Here is a 13,019-nt window from a genome sequence, read left to right as displayed (position 1 = left end):
CCTCGACGAGGTGATTGTCATTGCGGTGCTGCTGTGTGACTCAAATTACAAGAAAAGCTTGACTTGTCAACACATCCAGGCGTAAACAAAACAATATCAACATTCAAAGCCACACATTCCAACCGAAACGGGGACGCGTGTACGCCGAAGAGCGACAGCAGGCCATCGCCGACCAGGTACTCGCGCACGGTCGCGCGTCGGTGACCGCGCTGGCCGAGGAATTCGATGTCACCAGCGAGACCGTGCGCCGTGATCTCGCGTCGCTCGAGCGGGCCGGGTTCCTGCGTCGCGTGCACGGCGGCGCCGTCCCGGTCGACTCCGTACGGGTCACCGAGCTCGGTGTCGCCGAACGCGCCGACGCCCATCCCGACGAGAAGGAGCGCATCGGCACCGCTGCGTGCCGTTTCGTGCCGTCCGACGGCGGCAGCCTCGTGATCGACGCCGGCACCACCACCGTGCAGGCCGCCGCCCGGCTGCCACGCGACCGCAGCCTGACGGTGTTCACCAACTCGCTGCCCGTCGCGGCGTCGGTCGCCGACCACCCGGGCGCGCAGCTGCACTTCCTCGGCGGACGCATCCGCGGGCTCACCCAGGCCGCGGTCGGTCCCGCGCCCATCACCGCGCTCGCCTCGTACCGCGTCGACGTCGCCTTCATCGGCACCAACGGCATCACCGAACGACACGGGCTGTCGACCCCCGATCCCGACGAGGGTGCGGTGAAGTCGGCGATGATCGCTGCCGCCAACCGTGTCGTCGTACTCGCGGATTCGTCCAAACTCGGCGCCGAGGACATGACCCGGTTCGCCGGCCTCGACGACATCGACGTCCTCATCACCGACGACGGCATCAACCCGGGGTTCTCCGCGGAGCTCTCCGCGCGCGGCGTCGAGGTCGTGATCGCATGATCGTCACCGTCACCGCCAACCCCAGCGTCGATCGCACCATCGTGCTCCCCGGTGCCCTGGTCCGCGGATCGGTCACCCGCGCCGCCGATGCGCGTGTCGAACCGGGCGGCAAGGGTGTGAACGTCTCCCGCGCCGTGCAGATGGCGGGCGCGACCACGACCGCGATCCTGCCCGCACGCGCCGGCGATCCCCTGCTGGTGGGACTCGACTCCGTGGGTCTCGACCACCGCACCGTCGACGTCGCCGTCGACGTCCGCAGCAACCTGACCATCACCGAGCCCGATGGCACCACCACCAAGCTCAACCTGCCCGGTGCCGTGATGTCGCCGGGCGAGCTCGCCGAGATGACCCGCCTCGTCCTCGATTCCGCCACGACCGCGACCTGGGTGGCACTGTGCGGATCGCTGCCGCCGGGAGTGCCGGTCGACTGGTACGCCGACCTCGCCGACCGGTTGTCGTCGCTGTCCTGTCGGGTCGCGGTGGACACCTCCGGCGCCCCGTTGACCGCGGTGCGCGCAGCCATGCCCGCGGTGTCGGTGGATCTGCTCAAGCCCAACAGCGAGGAACTGTGCGAGATCACCGGCGCCGACCTCACCACGCTCGAAGCGGCCGCCGATGCAGGCGATTTCGGTCCCACTCACGACGCTGCGCGAGCCCTACACGATCTCGCCGGGTGCGCGGTGCTCGCGACCCTCGGAGCGGCCGGCGCGATGTTGGTGACCGCAGCCGGCGCCTGGCGCGCCACCCCTCCGCCGATGGTCCCCGTGAGCACCGTCGGTGCCGGTGACGCGACGTTGGCCGGGTACCTGCTCGCGACCCTCGACGACGCCGCCCCGGCCGACGCTTTGCGTCGCGCCGTCGCCTACGGATCGGCGGCGGCCGCACTCGCCGGAACACAACCACCCCGGCCCACCGACCTCGCACTGTCCGCGGTGCGCGTGAGCGAGGTGGCGACACCCCACGCGGTGTGAGGCCTCCGCGCCGCTCCCCTGACCCGACGACCCGCTCTTCGACCAACCCGACACGATCCAGCCTCCACCGTGGAGGCTCCCACCGAGAAAAGGCACAACGATGTCCGACACCCACATCGGCACCGCTCCGACCGGGGCGACCGAATCCGCCGATCCACCGCAGATCATCGAGGCCGCGACCGTCGCCCTCGACGTCGCCGCCGGATCGGACAACAAGGCGGTGATCACCTACCTCGCCGACCTCCTGGTCCGCAGCGGCCGGGCCACCGACGCCGACACGCTCGTGAGTGCAGCGATGGCGCGCGAGGCCCAGTCGGCCACGGGCCTTCCCGGCGGTATCGCGATCCCCCACTGCCGCACCGAATCCTCGGTGCGCGCGAGCCTGGCCTTCGCCCGCCTCGCGCCGCCGGTCGACTTCGGCGCCACTGACGCACCGGCGGATCTGGTGTTCCTCATCTCGGCGCCCGCCTCAGGCGGATCCGAGCACATGAAGCTGCTCAGCGCGCTGGCGCGGGCGCTGGTCCGCCCCGACTTCGTCGCGAAGCTCCGGGCCGCCTCCGACGCCGACGCCGTGGTCGCCCTGGTCTCCGAGGTCGTCACCCCGGCCGCACCCAAGGCCACCCCGGCCCAGACCGCTACCGACCAGACCGGTGTCGCACCGAGCGGTGCCGCATCGTCCGCCGCCGGCACCACTCCCCCCGGCACTGATTCGGCCGCCGCGACCACCGTGGTGGCGATCACCGCCTGCCCGACCGGTATCGCGCACACCTACATGGCCGCTGATGCCCTCACCTACGCCGCACAGCGCGCCGATGTCGACTTCGTCGTCGAGACCCAGGGGTCGTCGAAGACCACCGCCATCGATCCCGCGGTCATCGCCCGGGCCGACGCGGTCATCTTCGCCACCGACGTGGGCGTGAAGGGCCGCGAGCGGTTCGCCGGCAAGCCCGTCATCGAATCGGGCACCAAGCGGGCGATCAACGAGCCCGACACGATGATCGCCGAGGCCGTCGCCGCGGCGAAGAACCCGAACGCCAAGCGCGTCGGCGGATCGGCCGCCGCGGCCGACAGCGGCGCGTCAGCCGGGTCGAGCGAGCTCGGCTGGGGCACCCGCACCCGGCAGATCCTGCTGACCGGCGTCAGCTACATGATCCCGTTCGTCGCCGCGGGCGGCCTGCTCATCGCACTCGGCTTCCTGCTCGGTGGGTACGAGATGGCGCTCAAGCCCGATGGGGCGACCGATCCCCTGGGTGCGACCATCGCGCTGAGCAACAGTCTCACCAACCTGCCCTCGGGCGGCTTCACCCAGTATCTCGGCGGGGTGTTCTTCGAGATCGGTTCTCTCGCGTTCTTCTTCCTCGTCCCCGCGCTCGCGGGGTACATCGCCTTCGCGATCGCCGACCGTCCGGGTCTGGCACCGGGTTTCACTGCCGGATACATCGCCTCGGTGGTCGGCGCCGGCTTCATCGGCGGCCTCGTCGGTGGTCTCATCGCCGGTTTCGTCGCCCTGTGGATCGGCCGGATCCCGTTGCCGCAGTGGGCTCGTGGACTCATGCCTGTCGTGATCATCCCGCTGCTCGCCACCCTGATCACCGGCGCGCTGATGTTCATGGTGCTCGGACGACCGCTCAAGTGGATCACCACCTCGCTGCAGGACGCGCTGTCGTCGATGAGCGGCAGCTCGGTCATCATCCTCGGCATCATCCTCGGACTCATGATGTGTTTCGACCTGGGCGGCCCGGTCAACAAGGCGGCGTACGCCTTCGCGGTGCAGGGGCTCGCGATCGGCGGCTCGGCCGATCTGCGGATCATGGCGACGGTGATGTGCGCGGGCATGGTCCCGCCGCTGGCGATGGCCCTGGCCACCACCATCCGTCCGAAGCTCTTCACCGAACCCGAACGGGAGAACGGCAAGGCGGCCTGGCTGCTCGGTGCGTCGTTCATCTCCGAGGGCGCGATCCCGTTCGCCGCGGCCGACCCGCTGCGGGTCATCCCCTCGATGATGGCCGGTGGCGCCGTCACCGGCGCACTGACCATGGCGTTCGACGTCGGTCTGCGTGCCCCGCACGGCGGGATCTTCGTGTTCTTCGCGATGAGCAACGTTCTGGGCTTCCTCATCTCGCTCGCCGCGGGCACCATCGTGGGAGCCGTCCTCGTGGTCGCGGCCAAGCAGATGCGATCCAAGCCGGTGGTCGCGACCTCCGAGGTCGCGGTCGGCGCTCCCGTCGCAGCCTGATCCACCACGCCTGAACCACTCCCGCACGTCATCCCCACAGAGAAGGAACTGAACATGCCCAGCACCACCATCGCCGTCGGGTCCGCCGTCGGACTGCACGCCCGCCCCGCCACGATCATCGCCGAGGCCGTCGCCGCGGCCGGTTCGGCGGTCACCCTGGCCGTCGAGGGCGGCGAGCCCGTGGACGCCGGCTCGGCGCTCATGATCATGACCCTCGGCGCCGAGAAGGGCACCCAGGTGGTGGTCAGCGCCGACGATCAGGCCACGCTCGACGAGATCGCCGGTCTGGTCGGCAAGGATCTCGACGCCGAGTGAGCGCGAACGTCAGGACCGAATAGTGCGCTGACGTTCTACAACGAGAAACGGCCGGTGGGGATGTCCCCGCCGGCCGTTTCTCGTCTCGTGTCGCCTCAGCGCCAGGCGATGTCGACCAGGTCACCGGCCAGCGCGGCGGGGACCTTCACCCGCATGAACGTGCCGTCGTCGCGGTGCTCGGTCTCGAGGACGTCGCCGTGGGCGTGGATGCGCGAGACGAGATCGCCGCGGGAGTACGGCACGAGTACCGACATCTCCACGTCGTCGCGTCCGACCACGTCGCGCACACGGTCGAACAGCTCGTCGAGCCCCTCGCCGGTGGTCGCCGAGACGAACACGGCGTCCGAGAACTCACCGCGCAGTGCCGCGAGGGTGAGCGGGTCGGCGGCGTCGATCTTGTTGACGACGAGGATCTCCGGCGGTGCGGTCGCCTTCTCGCTGCGCACGACCTCGTCGATCACGGTGCGCACCGTAGAGATCTGCTCCATCGGCAGCGGGTCGGATGCGTCGACGACGTGCAGCACCAGGTCGGCGTCGACGACCTCTTCGAGGGTCGACCGGAAGGCCTCGACCAGCTGCGTCGGCAGGTGTCGCACGAACCCGACGGTGTCGGTGAAGACGACCTCGCGTCCGTCGTCGAGCGTCGCGCGACGGGTCGTCGGGTCGAGGGTCGCGAACAGCGCGTTCTGGACGAGCACCCCGGAGCCGGTCATGGCGTTGATGAGGCTGGATTTTCCGGCGTTGGTGTAGCCGGCGATGGTGATCGCGGGTACCGCCGAGCGGCGACGACCGCTGCGGGACACCGTGCGCGCGGTCTTCATGCCGCGGATCTCACGACGCAGCTTGGCCATCCGCTCGCGGATGCGCCGTCGATCGGTCTCGATCTTCGTCTCACCGGGACCGCGCAGGCCCACGCCGCCGTTGCTGCCCGCCCGACCACCGGCCTGACGCGACATCGACTCACCCCAGCCGCGCAGTCGCGGGATCATGTACTCCATCTGTGCCAACGCGACCTGCGCCTTGCCCTCGCGGGAGGTGGCGTGTTGGGCGAAGATGTCGAGGATCAGGGCGGTGCGGTCGATGACCTTGACCTTCACCACCTTCTCCAGCGCGTTGAGCTGCGCCGGGGTGAGCTCGCCGTCGCAGATCACGGTGTCGGCGCCGGTCGCGAGGACCACCTCACGCAGCTCGTGGGCTTTGCCGGACCCGATGTAGGTCGCCGGATCGGGCCGATCGCGCCGCTGCATGACCGCATCGAGGATCTCCGAGCCCGCCGTCTCGGCCAGTGCGGCCAACTCGGCCATCCGGGCCTGCGCCGTGGACGCACTGCCGTCGGTCCACACCCCGACCAGCACGACCCGCTCGAGGCGGAGCTGCCGGTATTCGACCTCGGTGACGTCGGTGAGCTCGGTCGACAGTCCCGGGACGCGCTGCAACGAGGATCGTTCGTCGAGCTGCAGCTCACCGGTGGTCGGCGTACGCCGCCGGAACTGCTCGGTGATACCCGCCGTGCGGTCCGTCTCGCCGAAGGCCTCGGGCTCGTCGGTGTGGTCGATGGTGTTCGTGTCGGTGAAGAAGGTGTTCTCCTCTGTGTCGTGGTCCGGTGTTGCCGCGCGTTCTGCGCGTGGTGTCAGTGATCCCATGGAGCGGGGTGCCCGCGCATCCGATTTTTCTGTCGGAGAAGCGGTGTCGGGGTCGTCGAGGCGCGGTTCGGCTTCGCGCGAGGACGTCACCGGGCGGCGGTCCGTGGTGCGCTCGAGTACCGCTCCCAGCCCGGGCGCAACGTTCCCGAACCCACCAGAACAGATGGGCCGGTGAGATAGGCGGCGTCGGCCTCGAGGCGGACGGTCACCCGACCTCCCGGTACGTCAACGTCGATGCTGCCCAACTGATTCCCGGTGGACGACAGCAGCGCGGCGGCCGCCGCGGCGACGGTGCCGGTCCCGCAGCTGCGCGTCTCACCGACACCGCGCTCGAGGACCCGCATCGCGACGACGCCGTCATGCGGCGGCGTGATGATCTCGATGTTCACCCCGGCCGGGAACACGTCGGTGTCGAACCGGGCGCCCGAGGCGAGATCGATCGCATCGAGGGCGGCGAGGTCGAGATCGGGTACGACACAGGCGAGATGCGGGTTGCCGACGTCGACGGCGATCCCGGGGACGGTGAGATCGCCGAGCGTGGCCTTGCTCTCGCCGCCGGCGGTGACCGGCCCCATCTCCACGGTGACCGTCGCGGTGGTGGCATCGGCGTCGACGACGTGCACCGCCCGCGCGCCCGCACGTGACCCGACGACGAAGTCGGGTCCGTCCACCAGTCCGGCGGCCACGAGGTGGTGGGCGAACACCCGCACTCCGTTCCCGCACATCTCGGCGATCGACCCGTCGGCGTTGCGATAGTCCATGAACCAGTCGCGGGTTCCGACGCCCGCGGGCAGTTGGTCGAGCGCGCCGGTCACACAAAGCGCGTCGGCACGCGCGACACGCAGCACGCCGTCGGCACCGATGCCGCGACGACGGTCGCACAGCGCCACCACGAGGTCGGCGGTGAGGTCGAGGCGCGCGTCGGGGTCGGGCAGCAACACGAAGTCGTTCTGGGTGCCGTGCCCCTTGAGGAACTCGATGCCCTCGATGTCGACGTCTGCTGCCATAGGCCCAGGTTACCGTCCGTGCCCGTCACCGTCGGAGTCCATTTTCTCCGGGGCCCGTTCTCGTCCGAGGCCCGCTGTCGTCAGGGCCCCTCGATCGCGGGTGCGCCGGGCGCGGTGTCGACCAGGGCCGAGACGGCGTCGAGCACCGAGGGGGCGTCGGCGTCGAACCAGTGGATGCGCGGATCACGCCGGAACCACGAGCGCTGTCGCCGGACGTAGCGTCGGGTGCCGGTGAACGTGAGCTCCCGCGCGGTCTCCATGTCGTGTCGCCCGTCGAGGGCGTCGATGACCTGTGCGTAGCCGATGGCTCGGGGCGCGGTCGTGCCCTCTCGCAGCCCGCGGTCGACGAGCGCGCGTACCTCGTCGACGAGTCCGGAGTCGAACATGGCGTCGGTGCGCCGACGCAGACGCCCGTCGAGGAGGTCGGTGTCGCGGTCGAGGGCGACGATCGTCGTCGACCAGCGCGGGGCCCGACCTATCGGCGGTGCCGACGCGGCGAACGGTTGCCCGGTGATCTCGACGACCTCCAGTGCCCGCACGATGCGGCGTCCGTCGGATTCCAGGATCGATGCCGCGGCCGCCGGGTCGACCTCGGCGAGACGACGGTGCAGCGACTCCACCCCGTCGACGGCGAGCTCGTCTTCGAGCCGCGCCCGCACGGCGGGATCGGTGGCGGGGAAGGTCCAGTCGTCGAGGAGCGACTGGATGTACATCATCGATCCGCCGACGATGATCGGGCGGCGACCGGCGGAGAGGATCGCCTCGACATCGGTGCGGGCGGCGGCCTGGTAGCGGGCGACGGTCGCGGTCTCGGTGACGTCGAGGACGTCGAGTTGATGGTGGGTGATCCCGCGACGCATCCCCGGCGGCACCTTGGCCGTCCCGATGTCCATGCCCCGGTACTGCTGCATCGCATCGATGTTGACGATCTCGCCGTCGTACCGCTGCGCGAGGTCGAGCGCGAGGTCGGACTTGCCGGTGCCGGTGGGACCGATCACCGCGATCGGCGCGACGACGACCTCGTGGGGCCCCGACACCGACGGCACGGTCAGCGTTCCCACCACACGACCTGGTAGCCCACCCCGAACGGTGCCCCGCGATAGAGCGACTCAGAGGTTCGCGGCACGTCGCCGGCCCCGGTCCATGCCGAGGCGGCGACCTGCCACGCCGCGCGGCCGGCGATCCGCATCGATGCGCACTCGCGTTCGTCGAGCCGGTCGAGCGCGTCGGAGTCGGCGGCGGCGAGCGCATCGTCGACGGCGGCCTGCACGGCGGCAGCCCCGTCGAGGAGTCCGGCGGGGGCGCGGTCGGTGAGTCCGGTCGATCCGTCCCCGACGACCAGCAGTCCGATCGCCTGGTCGGATCCGGCGGTGCGGCGACCGAGGCGTCTACCGATATCGGCGCACTCCGCCCCCGGCGTCGACGGATCCACGAGCACCGGCTCGATTCGCACGGCCTCGGCCACCCGGCCGCGCAGCCATCCGGCGATCAGCATCGGGGCAGGCATCGTGTCGCCGTCCGTCTGTGGCGCGGTTCCGGGATCCAGCGACACCGACAGGTCGACGCCGAAACCGGCGAACGTCCCGGTTCGGGGTGTCGGGGATGCGTCGTGTGGGGCGACCCCGATCGCCACCCATGTGCTCGCCCGGTCGGCCAGCCGTCGGCCCACGTCGAGCACGGCGTCGCGGATCGGTGCGACGTCGGCGACCGCTCCGGGACCCGACACCTCCGGGACGATCAGCGGGGCCCCGGGGACGAATGCGACGGCGGTGAGCACGCCACAGACGCTAGTCGACGCGGCCTCGCGCCCCGGTGTCCGCGCACCGTCCGCGGCGTTGACGCGACTGCGCACGAAATCGGCACCCGCCTGCTTAGATGGGTCCACCAGACACCGGGTGGGGATGATGCACCGGGTGGGTCGGACGACAGTGGCAGCCGTGACGCGCGGCAGGGACGAGGTTGTGACGGACATGAGTGAACCGACAGCGGACCGCGCGGACTCCACAGCCGAGCCCGCGGACTCGCCGGGCGTGACCGTCCCGGACCCGACGACTCCCGCAGAGCCGACCTCGACGGCATCCGCGGCGACCGCGGCACCGGTGACCGCGTCGCCCAGCCCCGAACCATCGGTCACGTCGGCGCCGAGCTCACCGTCCCCCGGCACCCCGAAACCCGGTCCGCGCCCGGGCCCCCGGCCCGGTCCCCGCCCCGGCGCACCCCGTCCGGGCGCCGCGAACCCGGTGGCCGCGACGACCGCGGCACCGGTCGTCGAGCATCCGGTGCGGGTGCGACCGGCGAGCGACCCGAAGCTGTTCGGTCGCGTCGACGACGACGGGACGGTGTGGCTGACCGTCGGTGACGAACCGCGACAGATCGGGTCGTGGCAGGCGGGTACCCCTGCCGACGGTCTGGCGCACTACGGCCGACGGTTCGACGACCTCGCCACGGAGGTCGAGATCCTCGAGGAACGGCTCGCGGCGGGAACAGGTGATCCCCGGAAGACGAAGACGGCCGCGGTGGGCCTGCGGGAATCGCTGCCCACGGCCGCGGTCATCGGCGACGTCCCGACGCTCGAGCGTCGGCTGACGGCCATCATCGACGGCGCCGACAGCATCGCCGAACAGCGCACGAAGGAGCGTGACGCCGCCCGTGCCGCGGCCATCGCGCGCAAGGAGACCCTCGCCGCCGAGGCCGAACAGATCGGCGCCGAGACCACGCAGTGGAAACACGCCGGCGATCGACTGCGCGAGATCCTCGACGAGTGGAAGACGATCAAGGGTGTCGACCGCAAGACCGACGACGTTCTGTGGAAGCGCTACGCGAAGGCCCGCGACGCGTTCAATCGCCGTCGTGGTGCGCATTTCGCCGATCTCGACCGCGAGCGCGCGGGCGCGAAAGCCCGCAAGGAAGAGCTGATCGAGCAGGCGCAGGCCCTGTCGGACTCCACCGACTGGGGGCCCACGGCAGGTCGTTTCCGCGACCTGCTGACCGAGTGGAAAGCGGCCGGGCGCGCGCCGCGTGACACCGACGACGCCCTGTGGGAGCGCTTCAAGGCCGCCCAGGACGTGTTCTTCGCGGCCCGGAACGCAGCCAACTCCGAACGTGACGAGGAGTTCGGCGCGAACGCGGCGGCCAAGCGCGCCCTCCTCGACGAAGCGAAGTCGATGGCCGACCCGGCCGAGGATCTCGACGCGGCGCGCGCGCAGTTCCGGTCGTTGCGCGACCGGTGGGACGCCATCGGGAAGGTCCCCCGCGAGCAGATGCAGTCGCTGGAGAAAGGCATGCGCGCCATCGAGAAGCGCATCGCCGACGCCGAGAACTCGCACTGGCAGCGCACCGACCCTGAGGTCAAGGCCCGTGCCGACCAGTTCGCGTCCCGCGTGGCACAACTCGAGGAGCAGGCCGAGAAGGCCGCCGCGCGGGGGAAGGACCGCGAGGCCGCCGACCTGCGAGCCCAGGCCCAGCAGTGGCGCGAGTGGTCACAGGCCGCGCAGAGCGCCGTCTCCGACCTCTAGTCCCCGGCTCGCCCGAGCTTGCGGTCGGGCGAGGTCAGTCGCCGGCGGGGTCGGTGGGCGTGGAGTCGTCGACCGGCCGATCGGTGACGCGGGCCTGCGACGCCCGCTGCTGCAGGGCGCGGGCACGGTCCTCGGCCTCGGTCGCCTCACGACGCCGACCCTCCTCGAGCGCGAGCTGATAGTTGGTGCGCGCCCAGACCACCCGCGCCCAGTGGAACGTGATGACCAGCAACGCGAACCAGCCGAGCACCAGGCCGGCACCGACACCGTGCGGCGGAGCGATCCCGTCGACACCGGGGGTGTTGCGCGACCACCACGCGAGCATGCCCGCGACGCAACCGACCGCCGAGCCGCACAGCGCCACCCACGCGATCACCCAGCGACGGGTCACCAGCGCGAGCATCGAGAACACGATGCCGAAGATCACCAGCAGGTAGATGAACACGCGCGAGGTGATCGTCACCCGCTCCGCCGTCGAGTCGGCCGCGAAGGTGAGCACGTCGATCCCGTTGGCCGAACCGGTGTGCGGAAGGATCATCGCCAGGATCGCCGCGAGCACCGCGACCGCGACCACGACTGCACGACCGCCCGGGTCGATCTCGCCGGCCACCTTGCGTTCGGCTTTGCGGAGGTCTCCCTCAAACGCGGAGAAGGCGTCGCCCCGGTCACCGTCGGTCGATCGTGCATCACTCATGAACCACATCCTCCTCCGCATGACGCGGTGTCGGTACCGCCGGTCGCGTCGGCGATGGTCGGCACCCCCACCGCGGGCATCCCGAGACCCACACCGATCGGCGGGGTCTGTGCTGTGCGTCCGGCCGCGGATGCATCGCCTGCGCGGGTCCGGCGGTGCGAGAGCACACCGTCGTCGGCCACCAGATGGTGCGGTGATGCCCCGGTCACCACGGTCTCGACGACATCGCCCGCACGGATCGCGTCGGGATCGGTCGCCGTGAAGTGCACGAGGCGACCGTCGCGCGCACGACCGGTCCGCCGGTGGCTGGCCGCGCTCTTGCGACCGCTGTCGGCGACCACCAGCAGCTCCACCGGCGTGCCGACCACCCGACGGTTCTCCTGCAGGCAGATCTCGTCCTGCAGGGCCGTCAGCCGCAGATACCGTTCGGTGACAACCTCTTTGGGCACCTGATCGGGCATGGTCGCCGCGGGGGTGCCCGGACGCGGCGAGTACTGGAAGGTGAACGCCGACGCGAAACGGGCGGTGGCGACCATGTCGAGGGTCGCAGCGAAGTCCTCCTCGGTCTCCCCCGGGAACCCGACGATGATGTCGGTGCTGATCGCGGCGTCGGGGATACGGTCGCGCACCTCGTCGAGGATCGACAGGAACCGTGTCCGTCGATAGCTGCGTCGCATCGACCGCAGGACACGGTCGGAACCGGACTGCAGCGGCATGTGCAGCTGCGGGCACACCGCCGGGGTCTCCGCCATCGCGTCGATGACGTCGGTGGTGAACTCGGCCGGGTGCGGTGATGTGAATCGCAGTCGCTCGAGTCCGTCGATGTCGCCGGCCGCGCGCAACAGGTCTGCGAACGCCGAGCGCTGCCTCCCGAGGCCCGGGTCGACGAACGACATGCCGTACGCGTTCACGTTCTGACCGAGCAGCGTCACCTCGAGCACACCCTCGTCCACGAGTGCCTGCACCTCGGCGAGGACGTCGCCGGGTCGCCGGTCGACCTCCTTGCCGCGGAGCGCGGGGACGATGCAGAACGTGCAGGTGTTGTTGCACCCCACCGAGACCGACACCCACCCCGCGTACGACGACTCCCGGCGTGCGGGCAGCGTCGAGGGGAATTCCTTGAGCGAGTCGAGGATCTCGACCTCCGCCGCGGCGTTGTGGCGGGCGCGTTCGAGCAGCACCGGCAGCGACCCCAGGTTGTGGGTGCCGAACACGACGTCGACCCACGGCGCCTTGTCGACGACGGCACCCCGGTCCTTCTGGGCGAGGCATCCACCGACGGCGATCTGCATGTCGGGGCGCTGCTTCTTGATCGGCGCGAGATGCGACAGGTTGCCGTAGAGCTTGTTGTCGGCGTTCTCCCGCACCGCACACGTGTTGAACACCACCAGGTCGGCGTCGGTGTCGTCACTCGCGCGCACGTAACCGGCGTCCTCGAGAACCCCCGAGATGCGCTCGGAATCGTGCACGTTCATCTGACAGCCGTGGGTACGGACCTGGTAACTGCGGGCGACCGGACCGGCGGGCGCGATCGACGGTGAATACGCTTTCATCGCAGTCCAGGGTACGTCCGCGCCCGGGCACAACCGGAATCGGCGACTCGACAACCCCCCGGGGGTCCGTGGGTAAAGATTTCGTTACCCAGGGCCACGCTTTCGGGTCATATCGGGTCACGGTGACCGTAAGGTGCCCTGCATGACCGCTTCGCAATCCGGACCGGCCGCGTCCGCGAC

The 13,019-nt window shown here is 70.4% G+C and carries 11 protein-coding genes; 5 read left to right on the top strand and 6 right to left on the bottom strand.

The window, feature by feature from the left end; translation table 11 throughout:
- Positions 1 to 137: 137 nt before the first annotated feature.
- The 4 genes from ACLBW1_RS18195 (at position 138) to ACLBW1_RS18180 (ending at position 4,427) form a co-directional block, all read left to right on the top strand.
- A complete protein-coding gene (locus ACLBW1_RS18195; protein ID WP_447813213.1) occupies positions 138 to 905 on the top strand; it encodes a DeoR/GlpR family DNA-binding transcription regulator in 768 nt (255 codons plus the stop codon).
- Complete coding sequence (locus ACLBW1_RS18190) at positions 902 to 1,876, top strand: 1-phosphofructokinase family hexose kinase (protein ID WP_447813212.1); 975 nt, start codon at positions 902 to 904, stop codon at positions 1,874 to 1,876. Before ACLBW1_RS18195 ends, ACLBW1_RS18190 begins: the two co-directional genes overlap by 4 nt.
- A 100-nt stretch (positions 1,877 to 1,976) precedes the next feature.
- Entirely contained in the window at positions 1,977 to 4,112 is a 2,136-nt protein-coding gene (locus ACLBW1_RS18185; RefSeq protein ID WP_447813211.1) for a PTS fructose transporter subunit IIABC, read from the top strand.
- 54 nt (positions 4,113 to 4,166) lie between these two features.
- Positions 4,167 to 4,427 (top strand): HPr family phosphocarrier protein, encoded by a 261-nt coding sequence (locus ACLBW1_RS18180; protein WP_045822527.1) that lies wholly within the window; start codon positions 4,167 to 4,169, stop codon positions 4,425 to 4,427.
- A 95-nt stretch (positions 4,428 to 4,522) separates the two neighbouring features.
- Here the strand turns inward: ACLBW1_RS18180 and hflX are convergent, their stop codons facing one another.
- From hflX to ACLBW1_RS18160, 4 genes are all read right to left on the bottom strand, one after another.
- Positions 4,523 to 6,070, bottom strand: coding sequence for a GTPase HflX (gene hflX, locus ACLBW1_RS18175; protein WP_447813210.1), 1,548 nt, complete (start codon positions 6,068 to 6,070; stop codon positions 4,523 to 4,525).
- 86 nt (positions 6,071 to 6,156) lie between these two features.
- On the bottom strand, positions 6,157 to 7,077 hold the full coding sequence (gene dapF / locus ACLBW1_RS18170; protein WP_447813209.1) for a diaminopimelate epimerase: 921 nt from the start codon (positions 7,075 to 7,077) through the stop codon (positions 6,157 to 6,159).
- An 80-nt stretch (positions 7,078 to 7,157) separates the two neighbouring features.
- A complete protein-coding gene (miaA, locus tag ACLBW1_RS18165; RefSeq protein ID WP_447813208.1) occupies positions 7,158 to 8,138 on the bottom strand; it encodes a tRNA (adenosine(37)-N6)-dimethylallyltransferase MiaA in 981 nt (326 codons plus the stop codon).
- Positions 8,126 to 8,854: a hypothetical protein gene (locus ACLBW1_RS18160; RefSeq protein ID WP_447813207.1), complete on the bottom strand. Its 729-nt coding sequence runs from the start codon at positions 8,852 to 8,854 to the stop codon at positions 8,126 to 8,128. The genes miaA and ACLBW1_RS18160 overlap by 13 nt, the downstream gene beginning before the upstream one ends.
- A 193-nt stretch (positions 8,855 to 9,047) precedes the next feature.
- Here ACLBW1_RS18160 and ACLBW1_RS18155 point away from each other — a divergent pair, with 193 nt between their 5' ends.
- The gene (locus ACLBW1_RS18155) at positions 9,048 to 10,592 is read left to right on the top strand and encodes a DUF349 domain-containing protein (RefSeq protein WP_447813206.1); all 1,545 of its coding nucleotides are present in this window, start codon (positions 9,048 to 9,050) and stop codon (positions 10,590 to 10,592) included.
- A gap of 34 nt (positions 10,593 to 10,626) precedes the next feature.
- On the opposite strand, the gene ACLBW1_RS18150 is transcribed toward ACLBW1_RS18155, so the two are convergent.
- On the bottom strand, positions 10,627 to 11,286 hold the full coding sequence (locus ACLBW1_RS18150; protein ID WP_447813205.1) for an Rv2732c family membrane protein: 660 nt from the start codon (positions 11,284 to 11,286) through the stop codon (positions 10,627 to 10,629).
- Positions 11,283 to 12,839: a tRNA (N6-isopentenyl adenosine(37)-C2)-methylthiotransferase MiaB gene (gene miaB, locus ACLBW1_RS18145; RefSeq protein WP_447813204.1), complete on the bottom strand. Its 1,557-nt coding sequence runs from the start codon at positions 12,837 to 12,839 to the stop codon at positions 11,283 to 11,285. Before miaB ends, ACLBW1_RS18150 begins: the two co-directional genes overlap by 4 nt.
- Positions 12,840 to 13,019: the final 180 nt, after the last annotated feature.

This window comes from Williamsia sp. M5A3_1d (assembly GCF_053345315.1).
The sequence above is the reverse complement of the archived record's forward strand: the minus strand, read 5'-3'. Positions and strand labels throughout refer to the sequence as shown.